Annotated in this window: 23 protein-coding genes; 18 read left to right on the forward strand and 5 right to left on the reverse strand. The window is 71.0% G+C overall.

Annotated elements, in window-relative coordinates; all coding sequences use genetic code 11:
- Window positions 1-12: 12 nt before the first annotated feature.
- From JN22_RS05520 to JN22_RS05560, 9 genes are all read left to right on the forward strand, one after another.
- Window positions 13-873, forward strand: a complete 861-nt coding sequence (locus tag JN22_RS05520; RefSeq protein WP_085552948.1) for a branched-chain amino acid ABC transporter permease — start codon at window positions 13-15, stop codon at window positions 871-873.
- Window positions 870-1,886 carry a branched-chain amino acid ABC transporter permease gene (locus JN22_RS05525; protein WP_143268154.1) on the forward strand — a complete coding sequence of 339 codons (1,017 nt, stop codon included), beginning with the start codon at window positions 870-872 and terminating at the stop codon, window positions 1,884-1,886. Before JN22_RS05520 ends, JN22_RS05525 begins: the two co-directional genes overlap by 4 nt.
- Window positions 1,883-2,593, forward strand: a complete 711-nt coding sequence (locus tag JN22_RS05530; protein WP_085552949.1) for an ABC transporter ATP-binding protein — start codon at window positions 1,883-1,885, stop codon at window positions 2,591-2,593. Before JN22_RS05525 ends, JN22_RS05530 begins: the two co-directional genes overlap by 4 nt.
- Complete coding sequence (locus JN22_RS05535) at window positions 2,590-3,288, forward strand: ABC transporter ATP-binding protein (protein WP_085552950.1); 699 nt, start codon at window positions 2,590-2,592, stop codon at window positions 3,286-3,288. The genes JN22_RS05530 and JN22_RS05535 overlap by 4 nt, the downstream gene beginning before the upstream one ends.
- Before the next feature lie 171 nt (window positions 3,289-3,459).
- Complete coding sequence (locus JN22_RS05540; protein ID WP_179166046.1) at window positions 3,460-4,671, forward strand: ABC transporter substrate-binding protein; 1,212 nt, start codon at window positions 3,460-3,462, stop codon at window positions 4,669-4,671.
- A gap of 37 nt (window positions 4,672-4,708) precedes the next feature.
- Entirely contained in the window at window positions 4,709-5,491 is a 783-nt protein-coding gene (locus tag JN22_RS05545; protein ID WP_085552952.1) for an SDR family NAD(P)-dependent oxidoreductase, read from the forward strand.
- Between the two features lie 48 nt (window positions 5,492-5,539).
- Window positions 5,540-6,730, forward strand: a complete 1,191-nt coding sequence (locus tag JN22_RS05550; protein WP_085552953.1) for a 3-hydroxybenzoate 6-monooxygenase — start codon at window positions 5,540-5,542, stop codon at window positions 6,728-6,730.
- A gap of 30 nt (window positions 6,731-6,760) precedes the next feature.
- Window positions 6,761-7,819, forward strand: coding sequence for a gentisate 1,2-dioxygenase (gene gtdA / locus JN22_RS05555; protein WP_085552954.1), 1,059 nt, complete (start codon window positions 6,761-6,763; stop codon window positions 7,817-7,819).
- A gap of 70 nt (window positions 7,820-7,889) precedes the next feature.
- Complete coding sequence (locus JN22_RS05560) at window positions 7,890-8,600, forward strand: fumarylacetoacetate hydrolase family protein (protein WP_085552955.1); 711 nt, start codon at window positions 7,890-7,892, stop codon at window positions 8,598-8,600.
- A gap of 21 nt (window positions 8,601-8,621) precedes the next feature.
- Here the strand turns inward: JN22_RS05560 and putA are convergent, their stop codons facing one another.
- Entirely contained in the window at window positions 8,622-12,413 is a 3,792-nt protein-coding gene (gene putA, locus JN22_RS05565) for a trifunctional transcriptional regulator/proline dehydrogenase/L-glutamate gamma-semialdehyde dehydrogenase (RefSeq protein ID WP_449658089.1), read from the reverse strand.
- 88 nt (window positions 12,414-12,501) lie between these two features.
- Window positions 12,502-13,350, reverse strand: a complete 849-nt coding sequence (proC, locus tag JN22_RS05570; RefSeq protein ID WP_085552957.1) for a pyrroline-5-carboxylate reductase — start codon at window positions 13,348-13,350, stop codon at window positions 12,502-12,504.
- A gap of 843 nt (window positions 13,351-14,193) precedes the next feature.
- Here proC and JN22_RS05575 point away from each other — a divergent pair.
- Window positions 14,194-14,439 carry a DUF1178 family protein gene (locus tag JN22_RS05575; protein WP_085552958.1) on the forward strand — a complete coding sequence of 82 codons (246 nt, stop codon included), beginning with the start codon at window positions 14,194-14,196 and terminating at the stop codon, window positions 14,437-14,439.
- 13 nt (window positions 14,440-14,452) lie between these two features.
- Here the strand turns inward: JN22_RS05575 and JN22_RS05580 are convergent, their stop codons facing one another.
- A complete protein-coding gene (locus tag JN22_RS05580; protein ID WP_085552959.1) occupies window positions 14,453-15,361 on the reverse strand; it encodes a peptidoglycan-binding domain-containing protein in 909 nt (302 codons plus the stop codon).
- A gap of 220 nt (window positions 15,362-15,581) precedes the next feature.
- On the opposite strand from JN22_RS05580, the gene JN22_RS05585 reads away from it, so the two are divergent.
- Window positions 15,582-15,839 (forward strand): hypothetical protein, encoded by a 258-nt coding sequence (locus JN22_RS05585; protein WP_085552960.1) that lies wholly within the window; start codon window positions 15,582-15,584, stop codon window positions 15,837-15,839.
- Window positions 15,840-15,845: 6 nt separating this feature from the next.
- Here the strand turns inward: JN22_RS05585 and JN22_RS05590 are convergent, their stop codons facing one another.
- Window positions 15,846-16,277, reverse strand: coding sequence for a hypothetical protein (locus JN22_RS05590; RefSeq protein WP_085552961.1), 432 nt, complete (start codon window positions 16,275-16,277; stop codon window positions 15,846-15,848).
- 77 nt (window positions 16,278-16,354) lie between these two features.
- On the opposite strand from JN22_RS05590, the gene JN22_RS05595 reads away from it, so the two are divergent.
- Entirely contained in the window at window positions 16,355-16,960 is a 606-nt protein-coding gene (locus JN22_RS05595) for an NAD(P)H-dependent oxidoreductase (RefSeq protein ID WP_085552962.1), read from the forward strand.
- A 39-nt stretch (window positions 16,961-16,999) separates the two neighbouring features.
- Here the strand turns inward: JN22_RS05595 and JN22_RS05600 are convergent, their stop codons facing one another.
- Window positions 17,000-18,457: a GH1 family beta-glucosidase gene (locus tag JN22_RS05600; protein WP_085552963.1), complete on the reverse strand. Its 1,458-nt coding sequence runs from the start codon at window positions 18,455-18,457 to the stop codon at window positions 17,000-17,002.
- Window positions 18,458-18,676: 219 nt separating this feature from the next.
- Between JN22_RS05600 and JN22_RS05605 the strand changes: the two genes are divergently transcribed.
- The 6 genes from JN22_RS05605 to JN22_RS05625 all read left to right on the forward strand — a co-directional run bounded on the left by JN22_RS05605 (window position 18,677) and on the right by JN22_RS05625 (window position 21,628).
- Window positions 18,677-19,018, forward strand: coding sequence for a hypothetical protein (locus JN22_RS05605; RefSeq protein ID WP_143268155.1), 342 nt, complete (start codon window positions 18,677-18,679; stop codon window positions 19,016-19,018).
- Between the two features lie 5 nt (window positions 19,019-19,023).
- Window positions 19,024-19,155 carry a hypothetical protein gene (locus JN22_RS34760; RefSeq protein WP_263300730.1) on the forward strand — a complete coding sequence of 44 codons (132 nt, stop codon included), beginning with the start codon at window positions 19,024-19,026 and terminating at the stop codon, window positions 19,153-19,155.
- Window positions 19,156-19,170: 15 nt separating this feature from the next.
- Window positions 19,171-19,878, forward strand: coding sequence for a hypothetical protein (locus JN22_RS05610; RefSeq protein ID WP_085552965.1), 708 nt, complete (start codon window positions 19,171-19,173; stop codon window positions 19,876-19,878).
- A gap of 63 nt (window positions 19,879-19,941) precedes the next feature.
- A complete protein-coding gene (locus JN22_RS05615) occupies window positions 19,942-20,136 on the forward strand; it encodes a twin transmembrane helix small protein (RefSeq protein ID WP_085552966.1) in 195 nt (64 codons plus the stop codon).
- Between the two features lie 7 nt (window positions 20,137-20,143).
- On the forward strand, window positions 20,144-20,740 hold the full coding sequence (locus tag JN22_RS05620; protein ID WP_085552967.1) for a cob(I)yrinic acid a,c-diamide adenosyltransferase: 597 nt from the start codon (window positions 20,144-20,146) through the stop codon (window positions 20,738-20,740).
- A 138-nt stretch (window positions 20,741-20,878) separates the two neighbouring features.
- Window positions 20,879-21,628 carry an electron transfer flavoprotein subunit beta/FixA family protein gene (locus JN22_RS05625; protein ID WP_085552968.1) on the forward strand — a complete coding sequence of 250 codons (750 nt, stop codon included), beginning with the start codon at window positions 20,879-20,881 and terminating at the stop codon, window positions 21,626-21,628.
- The last annotated feature ends 14 nt before the right edge of the window (window positions 21,629-21,642 follow it).

Consider the following 21,642-nt stretch of genomic DNA (forward strand, 5'->3'; position numbering starts at 1 on the left):
GGATCCCCCAAGATGGCGAACGCATTGCTGATCCAGATTCTCAACGGCCTCGTCTACGGGGGCCTGCTCTTCATCGTGTCGGTCGGGCTGGTGCTGATCTTCGGGCTGCGGCGGGTGGTGAATTTCGCCCATGGCAGCCTGTTCATGATCGGCGCCTATGTCGGCTTCAGCATCGCCACCGTCGCCGGATTCTGGGCCGGGCTGGTCGGCGCCGCCGTGGTGCTGGCGGTGGCCGGCGCCCTGCTCGACGTGTCGGTGTTCCGGCCGCTGCGCCGCCAGGATCCGATCACCACCGTGCTGGTCACCTTCGGGCTTCTGCTGATCCTGGAGGATCTTGCCCACACCGTCTGGGGCAAGGAGACCCGCTCCCTGCCGCTGCCGGAGATGCTGTCGGGCAGCGTCGACATCCTGGGCGAGCCCTTCCCGGCCTACCGGCTGCTGGTGATCGCGGTCGCGGCGGCGGTCGGCATCGGGCTGGCGCTGTGGCTGCGCTTCAGCCGGGTCGGGCTGTTCGTCCGCGCCTCCAGCGTCGATCCGGTGACGACGGCGGTGCAGGGCGTCAACACCGACCGGGTCAGCGCGCTGGTCGTCGCCGTCGGCACCGCGCTGGCCGGCCTGTCGGGCACCATCGCCGCCCCGCTGCTGGCGCTGTCGCCGTCGATGGGCGGGTCGATCCTGATCGAATCCTTCATCGTCGTGGTGGTCGGGGGCTTGGGCAGCTTCTCCGGCGCGCTGATCGCCGCGCTCGCCATCGGCCAGATCCACAATCTCGGCATCATCTACGTCCCCTGGGCGGCGACGATGATCCCCTTCCTCCTGATGGTCGCGGTCCTGGTGTGGCGGCCGACCGGTTTCGCAGGGAGCCACGTATGAGCCGCGCGACCATGAACCTCGCCCCCACCCGCGCCGCCTCCGCCCCCCGCCTGTCGCACCTGTCCTGGCTTCTGCTTGGCCTGGCGCTGGCGGCCGGCTTCGGGTTGCCGGGCGTGGTCGCCTCGGTGCTGGTGCTGACGCTGCTGACGCAGGCGGTGATCGGCGGCATGCTGGCGGTCGGCGTCGGCTTCCTGATGCGGCAGAACGGCGTCGTCAGCTTCGGCCACGCCGCCTGGTACGGGGTGTCGGCCTATTGCCTCGGGCTCCTGCTGAAGCATGAGGTGGTGCCGGCAGAGCTGGCGCTGGTGCTGGCGCTCGGCGTGCCGACGCTGATGGCCTTCCTGCTCGGGCTGGTGATCGTGCGGGTTCCGGGCGTCGCCTTCTCGATGCTGACGCTGGCGGTCGGCCAGGCCTTCCACGAATTCTCGATGAAGGCGCAAGGGCTGACCAACGGCGACGACGGCTTCGCCATCCCGCTGCCCGACAGCCTGTTCGGTCTGCCGATCGCCACCGTGCAGCAGCCCGAGACGATGTTCGTCCTGTGCTGGAGCCTGCTGGCGCTGGTGATCTTCGGCCTCTACGTCACCGTCCGCAGCCCGTTCGGCCGGCTGACCGAGGCGATCCGCGAGAACGAGGAGCGCGCCCGCTTCATCGGCTACAAGACGGTGCTGCCACGCGCCGCGACCTACGCCATCTCGGCCTTCGTGGCGGCGCTCGCCGGGCTTCTCTTCGCGCTCTACAACGGCTTCGTCTCGCCCGAGGTGCTGCACTGGAGCCTGTCCGGCTCGGCGCTGATCATGGCGGTCATCGGCGGCTCGCGGCTGCTGTGGGGACCGGCGCTGGGGGCGGTGATCTTCTTCTTCCTCAAGGATTTGGCCGGGAACCTGACCGAGCACTGGCCGGCGATGATCGGCGCCACCGTGATCGTCGTCACCGTCCTGATGCCGGCCGGCATCGCCGGCACGCTGGCCGAACTCTTCGGACGCCTGCGCAAGGCGGGAGGTGGAGCATGACCGGCGCCTACGCCATCGAGGGAACCGCGCTGACCCGGCCCTATGGCGGCTTCTTCGCGGTGAACAAGGTCGACATCGCGGTGCCGCACGGCGAGATCCGCGGCCTGATCGGCCCGAACGGGGCCGGCAAATCGACGCTGATCGACGTTCTGTCGGGCCGCGCCGCCGTCTGGTCGGGACAGGTGAAGATGGACGGCCGCGACATCGGCGCGCTCGGCGCGCAGGAGCGCCGCCGCCAGGGCATGGCCCGCTCCTTCCAGAAGACCAACATCTTCCCCGAGCTGTCGGTGCGCGAGCAGCTCGACATCGCCGCCCGCAAGGCCGAGAAGCCGAACGTCGAGGAGGTGATGGACGAGTTGGGCCTCGGCAGCCTCGGCCAAGCGCGGGCGCGCGACATCGCCTACGGCGAGCAGCGCCGGCTCGATCTGGCGCTGGCGCTGATCGGGCGGCCGCGCGTGCTGCTGCTCGACGAGCCGGCGGCCGGGCTGTCGATGCGGGAATCGCTGGGGCTCGCCACTTTGCTGCGCGATCTGGCCCAGCGCTGGAAGGTGACCGTCCTGCTGGTCGAGCACGACATGGAGGTCGTCTTCTCCATCTGCGACCGCATCACCGTCCTGCAACTGGGCCGCGTCCTGGCCGAGGGCACGCCCGACGAGATCCGGCGCTCGCCCGAGGTCGTAACCGCCTATCTCGGGAGTGCGGCATGAGCGAACTTCTGGCCTTCCGCGACGTCGTCGCCGGCTATGGCGGCGCCCGCATCCTGCACAACCTCGAAATCCGCGTCGATGCGGGGGAACGGGTCGCCGTGCTGGGCCGCAACGGCGTCGGCAAGACGACCATCGTCAACGCCTTCCTCGGCATCGCACGGCGCATGCAGGGGGAAATCCGGCTGGCCGGCACGGCGGTCGGCGACATCCGCCACTTCACCGCGGCGCGCGCCGGCATCTCCGTGGTGCCGCAGGGGCGCTGCATCATCCCCAACCTGACGGTGCGCGAGAACCTGATCCTCGGCGCCGCCGTCCGCCGCAAGGGCGCCTGGACCATCGAGAAGGTCTTCGCGATGTTCCCGATCCTGGAGGAGCGGGCCGACACGCCGGGCACGGCGCTGTCGGGCGGGCAGCAGCAGATGCTGGCGATCGGCCGCGCCCTGATGGCCAACCCGCGTCTGCTGGTGCTCGACGAGCCGAGCGAGGGGCTGGCCCCGGTGATCGTGGATGAACTCGCCGAAAACCTGCGCCACGTCGCGGCCGGTGGCACCAGCCTGCTGATCATCGAGCAGAACTACAGCCTCGTCCGCCGGGTGGCCGAACGCTACTACGTGCTGTCCAAGGGCGAGGTGGCGGAACAGGGCGCCATGAGCGGCCTGACCAAGGAAAGCCTGAAGAAGCACATCGCGGTGTGACACGCCCTCTCCCGCCCCGGGAGAGGGAGGGGACCCGCGCGCCAGCGCGGGGAGGGTGAGGGGCCATGTGGACATGGATTTCGTACCACGACCGATAGCCCCTCACCCGGCCCTGCGGGCCACCCTCTCCCGGGGCGGGAGAGGGGAAAAAACAAGACCATGGAGGAAACGATGACCAGGACGAACAGCCTCAAGCTCCGAGCCCTCGGCGCCGCCAGCGCGCTGGCCCTCTCCCTCTCTCTTCCCGTCCTCGCCCACGCGCAGGAGGTGCTGAAGATCGGCGTGCCGACCGCCATGTCCGGCACCTACGCCGACCTCGGCAACCAGGCCAAGCGCGCCATCGAGTTCGCCATCGCCGAGGCCAACGCCAAGGGCGGCGTCGCCGGCCGCAAGGTCGAGGCCAAGATCCTCGACACCGAGGCCAAGCCCGACCTCGCCCGCAAGCAGTCCGAGCGGCTGGCGCTGGAGGGCTACAAGGTGCTGACCGGCGTCATCGCGTCGGGCGAGGCGCTGGCCATCGCGCCGATGCTCGACCGCTGGGACGCGCTCTACGTCGCCACCGTGACCAAGAGCGACAAGATCACCGGCGACAGCTGCGTCCGCCGCGCCTTCCGCGTCAACCACCAGGACGCGCAGGACGCGGCGGTGGTCAAGCCCTGGCTGGCTGGCCGCAAGGAACAGAAATGGGCGATCATCGGCATGGACGGCGCCTGGGGCCGCGGGTCGGGCGCCGGCTTCAAGGAGGCCGCGACCGCCCAGGGCAAGTCGGTCGTCGCCGAACTCTACCCGCCGCTCGGCGCCACCGACTACGCCGCCTACATCCAGCAGATCAAGGCGTCGGGGGCCGAAGGGCTGTGGGTGGCGCTGGCCGGGCGCGACGCCGTCAGCTTCGCCACCCAGGCGCACCAGTTCGGCCTGCTCGCCAACGTGTTCACCGCCGGGGTCAGCTTCGTCACCGACAACACGGTGCAGGCGATGGGCGAGACCGCCAAGGGCATCCACGGCATCATCAACTACAGCTCGACCCTCGACACGCCGGAGAACAAGAGCTTCGCCGCCGCCTGGGCCAAGCACTACAACGGCGACCAGCCGTCGAACTTCGAGGGCGAGACCTACCTCGGCATGCAGGTCATCTTCCAGGCGGTCGAGAAGGCCAAGAGCGTCAAGCCGATCGACATCGCCCGCGCGATGAGCGGCGGCAGCTTCGAGACCATCCTCGGCAAGCTCGCCTTCCGGCCGGAGGACAACCAGCTCATCCTGCCCAACTACTTCGGCCATGTCGCCGAGGCGGACGGCAAGCTGCGCCCGGTGGTGACGATGTCCTTCCCGGCCGAGCAGGCGACCCCGGCCCCGACGGGCGCCTGCAAGCTCCAGAAGCTCTGATCCCCTCCCCATCCCCCTCACCGACAGGAGCCGGCGCATGTCCGCTCAGGCCTTTCTGGAACGCCGCTTCGGGCTTGGCGGCTCCGTCTTCCTCGTGACCGGCGGGGCCGGCGGGATCGGCTTTGCCGCCGCTCGCGCCGCCGCCGAGGCCGGCGCCCGCGTCGCCATCAACGACCTCGACGCCGACCGCGCGGAACAGGCCGCCGCCACCCTGCGCGACGAGGGGCTGGAGGCGGTCGCCACCCCCTTCAGCGTCACCGATCCGGACGCCGTGCGGGCCGGCGTCGCCGCCATCCTCGACCGCTGGGGCCGCATCGACAGCCTGTTCAGCAACGCCGGCAACCAGAACCGCAAGCCCTTCCTGGACTACCGGCCGGATGAGTGGGACTCGCTGTGGCGGACCCACGTCGACGGCGCCTTCAACCTCTGCCAGGCGGTGCTGCCGTCGATGGTGGAGCGGAGGAGCGGGCGCATCGTGCTGATGTCGTCGGTCTCGGCCTTCGGGTCACGCGGCACCATCAGCGCCTACGCGACCGCCAAGGGCGGGCTCGCCGCCATGACGCGGGCGCTGGCGGTGGAATACGGGCCGCTCGGCATCGCCTGCAACGCCATCGCCCCCGGCTTCGTCGCCACCGGCTTCACCACGGCGATGCAGGAGAACGAGGCCTTCCAGCGCTACATCGAGAGCGACGTGCCGGCCCGCCGCTGGGGAACGCCCGAGGACATCGCCGGGGTGGCGGTCTTCCTGGCCGGACCGGCCAGCGGCTTCATCAACGGGCAGGTCATCCCGGTGGACGGCGGGCTGCTCGCCTCCCTGTGACCGACCAAGAGACCGACCAAGATTCAGCACAAGAGGAACACCCAATCCATGCCCGACCGTCCCATCCTGATCGCCGGAGGCGGCATCGGCGGTTTGGCCGCCGCGCTGGGGCTGGCCCGCAAGGGCTTCCGCTCGATCGTGCTCGAACAGGCCCCCGAGTTGGGGGAGATCGGCGCCGGCATCCAGATCGGCCCCAACGCCTTCCACGCCTTCGATTACCTCGGCGTCGGCGACGCCGCGCGGGCCAAGGCCGTCTACATCGACCATCTGGTGCTGATGGACGCCGTCCGCGACGAGCGCGTCGCCGCCATCCCGCTCGACGAGCCGTTCCGCCAGCGCTTCAAGAATCCCTACGCCGTCGTCCACCGCGCCGACCTGCACATGGTGCTGCTCGACGCCTGCCGCGCCAGCGACCTCATCGAGCTGCGCACCAGTTCGTCGGTGGAGCGCTACGAGCAGGACGGCGCGTCCGTCACCGTCACGCTCGGCAACGGCGGGCGGCTGACCGGCTCGGCGCTGATCGGCGCCGACGGGCTGCGCTCCAAGGTGCGGGCGCAGGTGGTGGGCGACGCGCAGCCGCGCGTGTCCGGCCACACCACCTTCCGCTCGGTCATCCCGACCGAACAGATGCCGGAGGATCTGCGCTGGAACGCGGCGACGCTGTGGGCCGGGCCGAAATGCCACATCGTCCATTACCCGCTGAAGGGCGGCAAGGTCTTCAACCTCGTCGTCACCTGCCACAACGACGCCGCCGAGGCGGTGGCCGGCGTGCCGGTGACCAAGGACGTGGTCTACAAGGGCTTCGAGCACATCGCCGACCGCCCGAAACAGATCATCGAGCGCGGCGAGAACTGGAAGCTGTGGGTGTTGTGCGACCGCGACCCGACGCCCAACTGGATCGACGGCCGCGTCGTGCTGCTGGGCGACGCCGCGCACCCGATGCTGCAATACCTCGCGCAGGGCGCCTGCATGGCGCTGGAGGACGCGGTCAACCTCTCCCACCACATGGCCGAGGCCGGCGGCAATCTTGAGATCGCCTTCCCCGCCTACAACCGCGACCGCTTCGCCCGCACCGGCCGGGTCCAGCTCAATTCGCGCCTGATGGGCGAATACGTCTACCACCCGGCCGGCGGACAGGCGGCGCTGCGCAACGCCATCCTCGGCCATTCGACCCGCGAGCAGCATTACGACCGCGTGGCGTGGCTCTACGGCGTGACCGGCCTCGGCGCCGCCGTCTGACAGCCGCCGTCTGACGAAAGGAATCAACACATGTCCATCTCCGGACCACCCGCCGACACACCGGAGCGGCAGGCCTATTACGACAAGATCAGCAAGCGCAACCTGAACCCGCTGTGGTCGGTGATGAGCGCCATCATCACCCGCGAGCCGCGCAGCGCCTGCGTCCCCCATCTGTGGAACTTCGCCGAGATGAAGGAGCTGCTGCTGGAGGCCGGCTCCCTCATCACCGCCAAGGAGGCCGAGCGCCGCGTGCTGATGCTGGAGAATCCGGGCATGCCCGGCCAGAACCGCATCACCACCTCGCTCTACGCCGGGCTTCAGCTGGTGCTGCCGGGCGAGGTGGCGCCGGCCCACCGCCACAGCCAGTCGGCGGTGCGCTTCGTGCTCGACGGGGCCGGCGCCCACACGGCGGTGGACGGCGAGCGCACCGTCATGCAGGTCGGCGATTTCGTCATCACCCCGCCGCGCGCCTGGCACGACCACGGCAACCACAGCGACGAGCCGATGATCTGGCTCGACGGGCTCGACATCCCGACCGTGTCCTTCTACGACGCCTCCTTCGCGGAATCCTACCCGGAGGACGAGCAGCCGGTGACCCGCCCGGTCGGCCATTCGCTGGCCCGCTTCGGCGCCAACATGCTGCCGGTCGATTACGAGCCGGCCGAGCACGCCTATCCGATCTTCAGCTACCCCTACGCCCGCACCCGCGAGGCGCTGGAGGCGATGCGCCGCCAGCAGGAGTGGGATCCCTGCCACGGGCTGAAGATGCGCTTCGTCAACCCGGTGGACGGCGGCTCGCCGATGCCGACCATGTCGGCCTTCATGCAGCTTCTGCCGAAGGATTTCCAGACCAGCGCCTACCGCAGCACCGACGCCACCATCTTCGCGGTGGTCGAGGGGCGCGGCACCACGACCATCGACGGCCAGCCCTTCGCCTGGGGCCCGAAGGACGTCTTCGTCGCGCCGAGCTGGAAATGGGTGACGCACCACGCCGGCGAGGATGCGGTGATCTTCAGCTACTCCGACCGCGTGGCCCAGCAGAAGCTCGGCCTGTGGCGCGAGGACCGGGGGAACCGGGTGCGGGAGTAACGCCCACCGCTTCCAATATCCCCTCTCCCGGGGCGGGAGAGGGACAAGAAACCAACCAAGGAACCGCATCATGCCGAGCTGGGTCTTCCCGCCATCCCCCACCGTCGCCGTGCCCGTCGCGGGCAGCGACGCCGCCTTCCCGGTGCGCCGGGTGTTCTGCGTCGGGCGCAACTACGCCGCCCACGCGCGCGAGATGGGGCGCGACCCCGACCGCGAGGCGCCCTTCTTCTTCACCAAGCCGGCCGACGCCGTCATCCCCGACGGCAGCGCCGTCCCCTACCCGCCGGAGACCGCCAACTTCCAGTACGAGATCGAGCTGGTCGTCGCCATCGGCAAGGACGGGACCGACATCCCGGCCGAGCGCGCCCTCGATCATGTCTTCGGCTACGCCGTCGGCAACGACCTGACCCGCCGCGACCTCCAGTTGGAGGCGCGCGACAAGGGCCGCCCGTGGGACTGGGGCAAGGCGTTCGACAACTCGGCCGTCATCGGCCCGATCCGCCCCGTCAGCGAGATCGGCCATCCGGAGAAGGGCCGCGTCTGGCTGGCGGTCAACGGCACGGTCAAGCAGGACCAGGACATCGCCGACCTGATCTGGAGCGTGCCGGAGATCATCGCCATCCTGTCGCGCTCGATGACCATCCGGGCCGGCGACCTGATCTACACCGGCACCCCGGCGGGCGTCGGCCCGATCGTTCCCGGCGATCGGGTGACCGGCGGCGTCGACGGAATCGGCGGCCACGCGATCACCATAACCGATCCGCGCGCCGCCGACCTCTAGGCCGCCGGCGCCTGACCGGCCTCAGCTCACCGCCACCAGGCTGGCGTTGCCGCCGGCCGCCGTGGTGTTGACGCTGACCGAGCGCTCGTTCAGCAGCCACGCGATCTCGATCGCCTCGCGGCCGCTGGTCAACCCCTCGCTCGACAGGCCCTGGGTCAGGACCAGCGGGCCGGGAAGCTCGGCGATGCGGCGGTTGATGGCGGTCAGCCGCTCGGCGTCGCCCTCCACCAGCGCACCGGCCAGCGCGCCGCCCGACAGCCAGTCCGGAGCCACGCGGACACGGGCGGCGAGGTCGGCCGGCAGCGAGCCGAGACGGCCGACGAGATGGGCCGGCGCATCGACCAGCGCGTCGTTGCCGGTGGCGAACACCGCGCCCAGCATCAGCAGCAAGCCCTGCTCGGTCTGCGGCAGCAGCAGGATCCGGCCACGGCGGTGCAGGCTGTAGAGGTTGCGCTCGCCGACCGGGCCGGCCAGCTCGGCGCAGCCGCCCAGCGGCGACCGGTCGGTCAGCGCGCGGCACCAGGCCGCCTCGGCGGTCCGGCCCTGCCCCTTCAGCCAGTCGGCGAAGGCGCGGCCCGACACCCGGTCGCCGTCGGAGCCGCGCAGGTCGGTCCCGCCGACGTCCGACGACAGCGGCGGACGCCGGCCGAGCAGCCGCGTCATGTAGAGCGGCCCGCCCGCCTTCGGCCCGGTGCCCGACAGGCCGTGGCCGCCAAAGGGCTGCACGCCGACCACGGCGCCGATGGTGTTGCGGTTGACGTAGAGGTTGCCGGCCTCGACGCGGCTGGTCACGCGCTCGATGGTGGCGTCGATGCGGGTGTGCAGGCCGAAGGTCAGGCCGTAGCCGGTGCCGTTGATGGCGTCGACCAGCCCGTCGAGATCGTCGCGGCGGTAGCGCAGGACGTGCAGCACCGGGCCGAACACCTCGCGCTCCAGATCGGCGATGCCGTCGATCTCGATGATGGTCGGCGCCACAAAGGTGCCGTGGGCGGTCTCCGGTGGCAGGGCCAGCGAATCGACCCGGCGGCCCTTGGCGCGCATCGCCTCGATGTGGCGGTCGATGCCGGCGCGCGCCTCCTCGGTGATGACCGGGCCGACGTCGGTGGCCAGACGGTCGGGGTTGCCGATGCGAAGCTCGTGCAGCGCCCCCTTCAGCATGGTCAGCGTGCGGTCGGCCACATCCTCCTGGAGACACAGGACGCGCAGCGCCGAGCAGCGCTGGCCGGCGCTGTCGAAGGCCGACGCGATGACGTCACCCACCACCTGCTCGGCCAGCGCCGAGCTGTCGACGATCATCGCGTTCTGCCCGCCGGTCTCGGCGATCAGGGGAATCGGCGCGCCGTCCGGCGACAGTCGCTCGGCGAGCTGGCGCTGGATCAGCCGCGCCACCTCGGTCGAGCCGGTGAACATCACCGCCCGCGTCGCCGCGTTGCCGACCAGCGCCGCGCCGACCGCGCCGGCGCCGGGCAGCAGCTGCACCGCCGCCGCCGGCACGCCGGCCTCGCGCAGGATGCGCACCGCCTCGGCGGCGACCAGTGGGGTTTCCTCGGCCGGCTTGGCCAGCACCGGGTTGCCGGCGGCCAGCGCCGCCGCGACTTGGCCCGTGAAGATGGCGAGCGGGAAATTCCACGGGCTGATGCAGACCACCGGACCCAGCGGGACGTGGGTGCCGTTGGCGAAGCGGTCGCGCGCCTGGGCGCCGTAGTAGCGCAGGAAGTCGATGGCCTCGCGCACCTCGGCGATGGCGTTGGACGCCGACTTGCCGGCCTCGCGGATGATCAGGCCGAGCAGGGTCGGCATCCGCGCCTGCAGGACGTCGGCGGCGCGGAACAGGCAGGCGGCGCGCTCGGCCGGCGCGGTGGCGGCCCAGGCGGCGGCGCCCGCTTCGGCGAAGCGGAAGGCCTCGGCGATCTCATCCGGCGTGGCGTCGGTGGCGTGGCCGACGACGTCGCGCCGGTCGGCCGGGTTCAGCACCGGCTGGGTCTGGCCCGACCGCTCGCCATCGGTCAGCAGCGGGGCGGCCAGCAGCGGGGCGGCGGTCCAGTTCCGCCGGGCGCTGGCGCGCAGCGCCTCGGACAGGGCGAGCAGCGCGTGCTCGTTGGCGAGGTCGAGGCCGGCCGAATTGGCCCGCTCGGCCCCGAACAGATCCTTGGGCAGGGCGATCAGCGGGTTCGGCGCGCCGACCGGCAGGGAGGTGCCTGCGATCTCCACCGGGTCGGCGACGAGGCTGTCGATCGACACGCTCTTGTCGGCGATGCGGTTGACGAAGGAGCTGTTGGCCCCGTTCTCCAGCAGGCGGCGGACCAGATAGGCAAGCAGCGTCTCGTGCGTGCCGACCGGGGCGTAGACGCGGCAGGGCCGCTTCAGCGGGCCGACGACCTCCTTGTAGAGCGGCTCGCCCATGCCGTGCAGGCACTGGAATTCGTATTTGCCGACCTGGAAGTCGTCGCCGGCCATGCTGTATATGGTCGCCAGCGTCTGGGCGTTGTGGGTGGCGAACTGCGGGAACACGGCGTCGGGGGCGGCCAGCAGCTTGCGCGCGCAGGCGACGTAGGAAACGTCGGTGTGGAGCTTGCGGGTGTAGACCGGGAAATCCTCCAGCCCGTCGACCTGGGCGCGCTTGATCTCCGAATCCCAGTAGGCGCCCTTGACCAGCCGGATCATCAGCCGGTGGCCGCTGCGCCGGGCGAGGTCGACGACAAAATCGATCACGTAGGGGCAGCGCTTGCCGTAGGCCTGGATGACGAAGCCGATGCCGTTCCAGCCCGCCAGATCGCGGTCGAAGCACAGCGCTTCCAGCAGGTCGAGCGACAGCTCCAGCCGGTCGGATTCCTCGGCGTCGATGTTCAGGCCGATGTCGTAGCCGCGCGCCAGCTTGGCCAGCGCGGTCACGCGCGGCAGCAGCTCCGCCATCACGCGGTCGGCCTGGGCGCGGGAGTAGCGCGGGTGCAGGGCCGACAGCTTGATCGAGATGCCCGGCCCGTCATAGAGGCCGCGCCCGGCCGACGCCTTGCCGATGGCGTGGATCGCCGTTTCATAATCGGCGAAGTAGCGGTCGGCGTCGGCCGTCGTGGTCGCCGCCTCGCCCAGCATGTCGTAGGAGTAGCGGAAGCCCTCGGCCTCCATCTTGCGGCTGTTGGCCAGCGCCTCGTCGATGGTCTGGCCGGTGACGAACTGCTCGCCCATCATCCGCATGGCGAAATCGACGCCGCGGCGGATCAGCGGCTCGCCGCCGCGCAGGATCAGCCGGGTCAGCGCCGAGGACAGCGCCCGCTCGCTCAAGGCACCGCCGCCCAGCAGGCCGCTGCCCAGCACGCCCGTCACCTTGCCGGTGACCAGCAGGCCCCAGGTCGCGGCGTTGACGAACAGCGACGGGCTGTTGCCGAGATGCGCGCGCCAGTCGCCGCCGGCGATCTTGTCGCGGATCAGCGCGTCGCGGGTGGCGCGGTCGGGGATGCGCAGCAGCGCCTCCGCCAGACACATCAGGGCGACGCCCTCCTGGCTGGACAGGCTGTATTCGTGGATTAGCCCCTCGACCCCGCGCCCCTGCGGCTTGGCGCGCAGGGCGGCGATCAGCGTGCGCGCCGTCGCCTCGGCGGCGGCGGTCACCGTGGCCGGCAGGGTCGCCTGCCCAACCAGCCACGCCACGCACTCCGGCTCCGGCCGGCGGTAGGCGGCGGTGATCGCCTGCCGCAGATCCGTCGGCAGACGGACCGGCATCGCGAAGGCCGAGAACGGAGCGGCGTCCGCCCGGTCGGCCGTTTCAACGGTGGTGGCGGTCGGAGCGCTCGTGCCGATCATGGGGTCCGTCATGTGGTCCATCGGGGGTTGGGGTTCTGTCTGGTCGGCCTGGAGCGATCCGGGCTCTGGGTGGAAGATGGTGTTCGAACGTCCGTGCCGCTCAGGCGCCGATGGAGGTGGCGGCCGGGGCGGGAATTCCGCCCAGCTCGCGCGCCCGCGCCGCCGCCGCCCGCACGGTGGCCGACAGCAGCGCCTGCATCGTCCCGTCGGCCATCAGCACCGACAGGCCGGCCTGGGTGGTGCCACCGGGGGAGGTCACGTTGCCGCGCAGCTCCGCCGCCGGCTGGCCGGTGACGCCGAGCATGGTGCCGGCCCCCTCGACCGTGGCGCGCGCCAGACGCTCGGCGATCTCCGGCGGCAGGCCGGCCTCGGTGCCGGCGCGGGTCAGGCATTCCACCATGTAGAAGACATAGGCCGGGCCGGAGCCGGACACGGCGGTCGCCGCATCCACCAGCGCCTCGTCCTCCAGCCACTCCAGCCCGCCGACGGCGGTCAGCAGCCGGTGGCTGCGCTCGACCGCCGCGGCCGGGGTGCCGGGGGCCGCGACCGCCACCGTCGCCCCGCGCCCGACCGCCGCCGGCAGGTTGGGCATGGCGCGGACATGCGAACCGGCCGTCGGGAACAGCGCCCGCAGATCGGCCAGCGTCTTGCCGGCCATGATCGAGACGACGAGGGTGTCCGCCGACAGCCACGGCTGGACGGCGGGCGCCGCCTGGGCGACGAGCTGCGGCTTGACCGCCACCACCAGGATGTCGGCGGCGCCCGTCTCCGCCGGGTTCAGGCGGACGCCGGTTTCCCCGGCCAGGGCCAGCAGGTCGGGCGCCGGGTTGGGATCGAGGACGGTGACCGAGCGGCCCGCCACTCCCTGCGCCAGCCAGCCGCGCAACAGGGCGGCGCCCATGCGGCCGGCGCCGAGGAGAAGGATCGCGTCGTCGCGGGAGGGTGTCATGGGCGCACCTGTGGGACGGAAGGACGGGATGACGGGAACGGCGATGCCGGCCGGAAGACGAGGCCATGCCGATCCATCGGCTCGTCAAGGTGACGCGCGCGCACCGCAAGCCGTGTCTTGCGCACGCCAAGGACTTTGCCCGTGTGGATTGTCACGACCGCCGCCGGTTGTCTGGTGATGACCGCACCATTTCTTGGATCGGGTGGGAGCGATCCAATGGCGCGACCCTCGAAGACTAACCGATAGCGCGTCCATATTTCCACAGTTTATTTTAAAGAAATTCCGCATATAATTCTGAGTTTTATAAAATAATAAGAATTTTCAGCGGTCATTTCCCAGTTTTGCCATCGCATTGCTTTGATTCGATGTGGAGGTCGGCCGCAACAGGGGCCGGGTGGTGGAAAGCACCGCCCCCGCCAACAGGCGGACGGTCGTCGAGAGCCGCATCGCGGTCGGGGCCCAGCACGGGAGATGGCCCGGAAGATGATGAATGGCCGTGGGGATGAGTCGGGCGCAGCCCGGCCGGTTCGGCCGGCCCCTCCACCAGCGCATGGTCGCGCTCTCCGCCAGCCCGATCTCATCGGCCCGCACGGGAAGACCCGGATTCGAGCGCCGGAACCTGCGTCGGCCGGCCCTCTTCACCAAGGATCAGGCGCGCGGCGCCAACGGGTGGCGGCGCAAGGTCCCCGGCACGCGGATCAACCGCCGGGGGGGGGGCGGTGGACGGCTTCGCCCGAGGCTCCGCCTCCCGCGAATTGATGCAGATCCTGGCGGGCCGGGGACTCCGACGGCTAGAAGGGGCAATTCCGACGCCGCCTTGCGCCATCTGCCAAAGGAGCCGCAATGATCCTCTACGCCCTGAACTGCGCCTGCGGCCATTCGTTCGAAGAATGGTTTGACAACATGGCCGATTACGACACGAAAAAGCAGGCGGGCATTCCCTGCCCGTCCTGCGGCGGCACCCAGGTCGCCAAGGCGATCATGGCCCCGCGCGTGGCGATGGCGCAGGCTGCCGCACCGGCACCGGCCTGCGCGCCGGGCGGCTGCGGCGGAAGCGGGATGTGCCCGATGATGGCCCAGATGGGCTGAACCGCGGCTTTGCTCAGCGCCGCCGCGCGTCGGCGGTCAGGCGCGGGCCGGCGGTCAACTCCTCGCGGCGGCGCGGAGAACCGAAGCTCGGCTCGACGCGGGTGTCGCGCGGGGCGCCGTCGCCGGGCACGCCGGCCGGAACGGTGCCGCGCCCGCTGCGCCACCACGCAAAGCCGATGCCGCCCAGAATCGCCGCGACCAGCCCCATCACGCCGTAGCGCAGGCCGTTGGTCATCCAGCCCGGAACGCCGCCGGCCGGCGACGCTTCGACCAGCGGGGCGGGCTCGCCGGCCGGTGTGGCGGCGGTGACGGCGCCGCGCGGCGCTGCCTGGGGCGCCGGCCCGTCCGCCCCGTGCGACGCCGTGCGCGACGGCACGGCCGGGGCCACCGCCGGGGAGGAATGCGCGGGCGCGGCGGAAGCCGGCGGCGCGGAGGCCGTCCTGGCCGGCGCGCCGGCGGCCGGGTTGCCCGAGGCGGACGCGGGCGGCGCCGAACCGAACTGCGCCATGCCGCCGACGGATTCGTTGCCGCTGTCGATGCGGGCGGTGGGGGCCGCGCGCGGCGCCACCTCGCGGTCGCGCGGGGTCTGGCCGACCTGGCTCCTGGACAGGCTGCCCATGGTGGGGGAGGCCTTCTTCTCCCGCTCGCCCATGATCCTGGCGGTGGTGGCGGAATCGAGCTGCCCGGTCGCCGGCAGACCGACCGACCTCTGGTAGGCGCCGAGCGCCGCGCGGGTCTGCGCGGTCATCTGGCCGTTGGCGCGGCCACCGATGTCGAATCCCTTTTCCTTCAGGAAAATCTGCGCCCACTGGATGTCCGCCGCCCCCGGCTCGGCCCGCGCCGTCATCGGCGCGGCCGCCAGCACCGACACCACAACCGCCACAGCCGCGCCGCACCGCGTCCGCCGCGCAATCCCAGACATGCCCTTCCCTCCGTCCGTGACGCCCTGCCACGAAAGATACGCCGCGACCGTGTTACCAGATTGCGGCGGCTTTCCGGTCGCGATTTTTGTGCGCCAGCCCTGTCCGTTCCGCAGCGTTGCCAAAAAAGCGCGCCCGAAAATGGATGGCCGGAGCGCTCCCGTGCTAGCCTGCGCTCCGGGAATCTCCGCTCCGGGGATGGCAACGAGGACCAGCATGGATATGACCCGATTCAGGACCGCCGGGGCGCTGGCCGGTCTTCTGCTGCTGGCCGGCTGCGGCGGCGGCCCGTCCTACCGGGAATGGGAAGCCAGCAAGGAGGTGCCCGTCGTCGCCTACGACGAATGCACCGAGGAGGTGGACGCCACCATGCGCCTGCGCGGCTATCCAAACCGCCCCCTGCCGGAAACGCCGCAGTTCCGCTACCGCAGGGAAATCTTCAGTCAGTGCATGCGCCGAAAGGGGTACAGCGCCGAATGACGCCGCTCAGCGCCCCGGCCCGGCGAAATGAAGGTACACCAGCCCGCCCACCAGCGCGCCGACCAGCACCACCGCCAGATAGACGCGGAACGGCAGGGCCACCGACTCCTTGCGCCGGACCGGCCGGCCGGACGCCGACGATGCCCGGCGGGACGCTCTGGAGGACGGCTTCGACGCCGCCTTCCGGGTCGGATCCGTCCGCGTCGGATCGTACAGCTCGATCAGGGTCCAGTTGAACTCCATGCCCTCGTAGCCGGAGTCGGCGTTGTAATCGAGCTGGATCAGCCGGAAATAGGCGCGCGGATTCACCCCGACCATGATGGCGAAGCGGGCCTTGGCGTGGTCCAGGTCCTCCCCCACCTCCAGGGTCTTCCATCCCTTGCCCCGCGCCTTCTGGATGGCGAAGCGGGTCGGCTGCGGCGGGCGTTTCGCGGTCATCGGGGGACGCTTGCGGGAACGGGAGAAACGGCGAGCACTCTAGCACGGGCGCAAGCCTGTGGTAGCATCGCCGCGTCATGCGCATCCAGACCATCCTCGCCCATCCGCTGCCCGACAGCTTCGCCGCTTCCGTCCAGCGCACCGCCGCAACCGCGCTGCGCGCCGCCGGGCACGAGCTGGTGGAGACCGACCTCTACGCCGAGGGCTTCGCCCCCGCCCTGACCGCCGCCGAGCGCGCGGCCTATTTCTCGCCGGGCTACGACACCGCCACCCTGGCGCCGCCCATCGCGCCGCTGGTCGAGCGGCTGCGCTGGGCCGAGGGGCTGGTCCTCTGTTTCCCGCACTGGTGGTTCGACCAGCCGGCGATCCTGAAGGGCTATTTCGACCGGGTCTGGGCGCCGGGCGTGGCCTTCCGCCACGACCGCGCCGGCGGGCGGATCGAACCGCTGCTGACCGGGCTGCGCTCGGTCGCGGTGCTGACCAGCTTCGGCTCGCCCTGGTGGCTGGCCGAGCTTTACATGCGCAACCCGGCACGCCGCATCCTGAAGAGCGGGCTGCTGACCGCCTGCGCGCCGCAGGCCGGCTTCCGCTACCTCGCGCATTACGACATGGACCGCTCGACCGAGGCGACGCGCGCCAGGTTCCTCGCCCGCGTCGGCACGGCGATGGCGCGGTTCGGCTGAACGCCGCCGTCCGGACAACGGCCCCTCAGGCACGGCCCCTCAGGCCTGCGGAACACCGTTCTCGCGGATGACCTTGGCGTACCAGTCGTAGCTGGCCTTGGGCGTCCGGGCCATCGTCCTGCGGTCGACCTGGACCATCCCGAAGCGGCGGCGGTAGCCCTCCGCCCATTCGAAATTGTCGAGCAGCGTCCACACCATCCAGCCCTTGACGTTGCAGCCCTCCTCGATGGCGTTGCGGGCCGCGAGCATGTGGCCGCGCAGATAGGCGATGCGGTCGTTGTCCTCCACCCGCCCCGACGGGCCGACGACATCCTCGTAGTCGGCGCCGTTCTCGGCGATGTAGACGGGCGGGTTGCCGTAGCTCTCCTGCAACTCCACCAGGATCTCGGTCAGCCCGTCCGGCTCGACCGGCCATTCCATGGCGGTGCGCCGCGTCCCCTCCGGCGCCGAGCCGTAGCCGGTGCCGAACAGCCCCTGCGGATCGACCTGCTGGTGCATGCGGCTGTAATAGTTGACGCCGAGGAAATCGACCGGCTGCTGGATGACCGCCAGATCGCCGGGCTTGGCGATGGCGGCGAAGTCGGCCTGGAGCTGTTCCGGGAAGCGCCCCTTGAACAGCGGGTCAAGGCAGGAGCGGTTCCACACCGCGTCCCACATCAGCGAGGCCAGGTAGTTCGAATCGAGCCCGCCGACCGGCCAGGACGGCTGGAGCGACAGCACGGTGCCGAGCTGCCAGCCCTTCCCGGCGGCGGCCGGGCGCAGCGCCGCCAGCGCCCGGCCCTGCGCCAGATTCTGGTGGTGGATCGCCGTCAGGCAGTTTGTCCGCCCGGTCAGGCCCGGCGCGTGGCCGCCGGTGCCGTGGCCGAAGATGGCGACCACCGACGGCTCGTTCAGCATCACCCAGCGCTTGGCGCGGTCGCCGAGCCGCGCCGTCACCGCCAGCGCGTAGTCGGTGAACCAGGAGGCGATGTCGCGGTTCAGCCAGCCGCCCCTGTCCTGCAAGGCCTGCGGCAGATCCCAGTGGTACAGGCAGGGCCAGGGCTCGATCCCGCGCTTCAGCAGCGAGTCGGTCAGCCGGTCGTAGAAGTCCAGCCCCTTGGCGTTGACCGTTCCCGTCCCCTGCGGCAGCACGCGCGGCCAGGCGATGGAGAATCGGTAGGCCTTCATGCCGGCCCGCGCCATCAGTTCGACGTCCTCGCGGTAGCGGTTGTAATGGTCGCAGGCGACGTCGCCGGTGTCGCCGTTGGCGATGCGGCCGTAGGAATGGCTGAAGCTGTCCCACACGCTGGGGCCGCGCCCATCCTCGGCGACGGCGCCCTCGATCTGGTAGGCGGAGGTCGAGACACCCCACAGGAAGCCTTCCGGGAAGGACGCGATGGCCGCCGCGCCGGGAGCCGCCAGCGCCCCGGCACCGCCGCCCGCCGTGAGGGCCGCGCCCAGCGTCCCCCCCAGAGTCGCTGTTGCCGCCGCCGCCTTCAGGAACGTCCGCCGCCGCATCGTCCGCCTCTCCGCCTTGCCTCGCGCCCCCATAGGTGGCCCGTCACCGGCCGCACTGTAAGAGCACCGACGGCTTTCGCAACGAATGGATTGACCCCGCCCATAAAATAGGACTATATACTCATTCATCGACCGCCGAACCACGCCCGCCGGACTTCCATCCGGCGGGCTTTTTGTTTCGGTTTCGTTACAATTTGTCCTCCGCGGAGTGCACCGTCGATGCCGACCTTCCTTCCCCGTGACGAAGATTTACATCCTATTCCGGCGCTGCGCCTGAAGCCCGGCGGCGCCCACGCCGTCCCGGTGGGCGACAGCAGCGCGCGCAACGCCGCCGCCTTCGCCGCCGACACCCGCGTGATCGCCGTCCACAGCGACGTGCCGGCCTATCTGCGCACCGGCGATTCGGCGGTCAGCGCCACGGCGGCGGACCATTTCCTGCCGGCCGGCACCTACCTCTACCTGTCGGTCGGCAACGGCCGGCAGATGGGACAGCACAGCCACATCGCGGCGCTGGCCGCCGATTCCCTGCCGGGCACGCTGCGCGTGTCCGAGATGGAGTGAGCGCCATGCTCGCCCGTCTCGGACGCGGGCTGGCCCCGCTGGCCGCCCGCCTGTGGCGCGTGACCGCCCTGACCACCGGGTCGGGCCTCCCGCTCACCACCGAATCCGGCGATCCGCTGATTCTCGGCCCCCTCTGACCCGGAGTGACGTCCATGCCCGCCGTCTCCATCAGCCAGCTTCCGGCCGGCGCCGCGCTCGCCGGCCCCGAACAGCTTCCCGCCGTGCAGGACGGCGCCACCGTGCGCACGACGGTGGCGGATCTGCGCGCCGGCCTCGCCGAATCCGGCCACGGCCACGGCCCGGCCGACATTGCCGGCCTGCCGGCGGCCCTCGCCGCCGCGCGCCGTCTCGGCCGCCGCAGCCTGTGGCTTCCGGCCGGCGCCCTGGCGGCGCCCTCCACCGGAGGCGCCGCGCCGGGGACCCTGGAAACCCTGGCGTGCGGCGTGGTCCTGCCCACGCTCGACTTCGACGCGGAGGCCGAGGAGCGGGCACAGGCCCTGCTCGCCCTGCCCAAGGCGTGGAACGGCGGCGCGCTGGCCGTCCAGCCGGTCTGGACGGCGGGGGGCGGAAGCGGCGACGTGCTGTGGTCGGTCGGCGGCGTGGCGCTCGGCGACGGCGACGGACTCGACGCGGCCCCCGGCGCCCCGGTGACGATCACCGACACGCTGACCGCCGCCGACTCCCTCCACGCCGCCGGGGAAGGCGCGCCGCTGACCCCGGCCGGCACGGCGGCGCCGGGTGGCCTGCTTCTGTTGAGCATCGCCCGCGCGGCGGCCGACCCCGCCGACACGCTGGACGCCGACGCCCGGCTGCTCGGCCTGCGCCTGCTCTACACGGTGGACGCGGCCAGCGACGATTGACCAACCCGGAGAACGGGCGCCGTCGCCATAGGCGGCGCCCCCGGACCGCGCTATATTGGTTTCATGAGCGCACTTTTCCCCACACTCATGATCATGGCGATGCTGACGGTGGTCGGCTCGCTGTTCATCGGCCTCTTCTTCATGGCGCGCGGCGGCGGCGGCGACGCCCGGCGCTCCAACAAGGCGATGCGGCTGCGCGTGATCCTCCAGGGACTCGCCCTGCTGTTCTTCCTCGCCGCCCTTCTGACCCAGGCGTGACCCGGCCATGGTGAAGCTGACCCGAATCTACACGCGCGGCGGCGACGCCGGGGAGACCTCGCTCGGCGACGGATCCCGCGTCCCCAAGCATGACCGGCGCGTCGCCGCCTACGGCACGGTGGACGAGGCGAACGCCGCCGTCGGCCTCGCCCGGCTCCACACCGGCGCCGACGCGATGGGCGGCCGGCCGGAGATCGCCCCCGGGATCGACGCGATGCTCGGCCGCATCCAGAACGACCTGTTCGACCTCGGCGCCGATCTCTGCACGCCGGAGGAGCCGGACCCGAAATACCCGCCGCTGCGCGTCCTTCAATCGCAAGTCGACCGGCTGGAGGCCGAGATCGACGCGATGAACGCCGATCTGGCCCCGCTGACCTCCTTCATCCTGCCGGGCGGCTCGCCCGCCGCCGCCCATCTGCATCTGGCGCGCACCGTCGCCCGCCGGGCCGAGCGGCTGATGACCGACCTGGCGCGGCACGAGCCGGTCAACCCGGCCGCGCTGAAATACATCAACCGCCTGTCTGACCATCTGTTCGTGCTCGGACGGGTCGTCAACGGCAACGGGGCGGGCGACGTGCTGTGGGTGCCCGGCGCCAACCGCTGACCGCGTTTTCGCATTTCTGCGTGAGGGCTGGGCGCCGTTGACAGTGGAAACGGCAAATCCTATGGTCCGTTCGCAACCACAGCAATTTTTCGCGGTGTTCGCCGTAACGGCGCGCACCCCAGACAGTCAGGATGGGTTATGAAAGTTCTCGTCCCCGTTAAGCGAGTGGTCGACTACAACGTCAAGATCCGCGTGAAGGCGGACGGCAGCGGCGTCGAGACCGCCAACGTGAAGATGAGCATGAACCCCTTCGACGAGATCGCCGTCGAGGAAGCGGTTCGCCTCAAGGAAGCCGGCAAGGCGAGCGAGATCGTCGCCGTGTCGGTCGGCCCGGCCCAGGCGCAGGAGACGCTGCGCACGGCGCTCGCCATGGGGGCCGACCGCGCCATCCTGGTGCAGACCGACGCCGAGACCCAGCCGCTGGCCGTCGCCAAGGTCCTCAAGGCGCTGGTCGAGAAGGAGGGGCCGCAGCTGGTCATCCTCGGCAAACAGGCGATCGACGACGACTGCAACCAGACCGGCCAGATGCTCGCCGCATTGCTCGGCTGGGGCCAGGGCACCTTCGCCTCGAAGCTCGTGCCCGGCGAGGGCTCGGTCGCCGTCACCCGCGAGATCGACGGCGGGCTGGAGACGGTGGAGCTGACGCTGCCGGCCATCGTGACCGCCGACCTGCGGCTGAACGAGCCGCGCTACGCCTCGCTGCCCAACATCATGAAGGCGAAGAAGAAGCCGCTGGAGACCGTCACCCCGGACAGCCTGGGCGTCGATGTCGCCCCGCGCCTGACGACGCTGAAGGTGGTCGAGCCGGCCAAGCGCAAGGCCGGCGTCAAGGTGGCTGATGTTGCTGCCCTGGTCGACAAGCTGAAGACCGAAGCGCGGGTGATCTGAGAGGGGATGAACTG

The organism is Azospirillum agricola, from assembly GCF_020005195.1.
Classification (GTDB): domain Bacteria; phylum Pseudomonadota; class Alphaproteobacteria; order Azospirillales; family Azospirillaceae; genus Azospirillum; species Azospirillum agricola.

What these genes read in the sequence shown, in the direction of transcription:
- JN22_RS05520 (WP_085552948.1), top strand. Translation starts at nt 13, where the DNA reads ATGGCGAACGCATTGCTGATCCAGATTCTCAACGGCCTCGTCTACGGG.
- JN22_RS05525 (WP_143268154.1), top strand. Translation starts at nt 870, where the DNA reads ATGAGCCGCGCGACCATGAACCTCGCCCCCACCCGCGCCGCCTCCGCC.
- JN22_RS05530 (WP_085552949.1), top strand. Translation starts at nt 1,883, where the DNA reads ATGACCGGCGCCTACGCCATCGAGGGAACCGCGCTGACCCGGCCCTAT.
- JN22_RS05535 (WP_085552950.1), top strand. Translation starts at nt 2,590, where the DNA reads ATGAGCGAACTTCTGGCCTTCCGCGACGTCGTCGCCGGCTATGGCGGC.
- JN22_RS05540 (WP_179166046.1), top strand. Translation starts at nt 3,460, where the DNA reads ATGACCAGGACGAACAGCCTCAAGCTCCGAGCCCTCGGCGCCGCCAGC.
- JN22_RS05545 (WP_085552952.1), top strand. Translation starts at nt 4,709, where the DNA reads ATGTCCGCTCAGGCCTTTCTGGAACGCCGCTTCGGGCTTGGCGGCTCC.
- JN22_RS05550 (WP_085552953.1), top strand. Translation starts at nt 5,540, where the DNA reads ATGCCCGACCGTCCCATCCTGATCGCCGGAGGCGGCATCGGCGGTTTG.
- gtdA (WP_085552954.1), top strand. Translation starts at nt 6,761, where the DNA reads ATGTCCATCTCCGGACCACCCGCCGACACACCGGAGCGGCAGGCCTAT.
- JN22_RS05560 (WP_085552955.1), top strand. Translation starts at nt 7,890, where the DNA reads ATGCCGAGCTGGGTCTTCCCGCCATCCCCCACCGTCGCCGTGCCCGTC.
- putA (WP_449658089.1), bottom strand. Translation starts at nt 12,413, where the DNA reads ATGACGGACCCCATGATCGGCACGAGCGCTCCGACCGCCACCACCGTT.
- proC (WP_085552957.1), bottom strand. Translation starts at nt 13,350, where the DNA reads ATGACACCCTCCCGCGACGACGCGATCCTTCTCCTCGGCGCCGGCCGC.
- JN22_RS05575 (WP_085552958.1), top strand. Translation starts at nt 14,194, where the DNA reads ATGATCCTCTACGCCCTGAACTGCGCCTGCGGCCATTCGTTCGAAGAA.
- JN22_RS05580 (WP_085552959.1), bottom strand. Translation starts at nt 15,361, where the DNA reads ATGTCTGGGATTGCGCGGCGGACGCGGTGCGGCGCGGCTGTGGCGGTT.
- JN22_RS05585 (WP_085552960.1), top strand. Translation starts at nt 15,582, where the DNA reads ATGACCCGATTCAGGACCGCCGGGGCGCTGGCCGGTCTTCTGCTGCTG.
- JN22_RS05590 (WP_085552961.1), bottom strand. Translation starts at nt 16,277, where the DNA reads ATGACCGCGAAACGCCCGCCGCAGCCGACCCGCTTCGCCATCCAGAAG.
- JN22_RS05595 (WP_085552962.1), top strand. Translation starts at nt 16,355, where the DNA reads ATGCGCATCCAGACCATCCTCGCCCATCCGCTGCCCGACAGCTTCGCC.
- JN22_RS05600 (WP_085552963.1), bottom strand. Translation starts at nt 18,457, where the DNA reads ATGCGGCGGCGGACGTTCCTGAAGGCGGCGGCGGCAACAGCGACTCTG.
- JN22_RS05605 (WP_143268155.1), top strand. Translation starts at nt 18,677, where the DNA reads ATGCCGACCTTCCTTCCCCGTGACGAAGATTTACATCCTATTCCGGCG.
- JN22_RS34760 (WP_263300730.1), top strand. Translation starts at nt 19,024, where the DNA reads ATGCTCGCCCGTCTCGGACGCGGGCTGGCCCCGCTGGCCGCCCGCCTG.
- JN22_RS05610 (WP_085552965.1), top strand. Translation starts at nt 19,171, where the DNA reads ATGCCCGCCGTCTCCATCAGCCAGCTTCCGGCCGGCGCCGCGCTCGCC.
- JN22_RS05615 (WP_085552966.1), top strand. Translation starts at nt 19,942, where the DNA reads ATGAGCGCACTTTTCCCCACACTCATGATCATGGCGATGCTGACGGTG.
- JN22_RS05620 (WP_085552967.1), top strand. Translation starts at nt 20,144, where the DNA reads ATGGTGAAGCTGACCCGAATCTACACGCGCGGCGGCGACGCCGGGGAG.
- JN22_RS05625 (WP_085552968.1), top strand. Translation starts at nt 20,879, where the DNA reads ATGAAAGTTCTCGTCCCCGTTAAGCGAGTGGTCGACTACAACGTCAAG.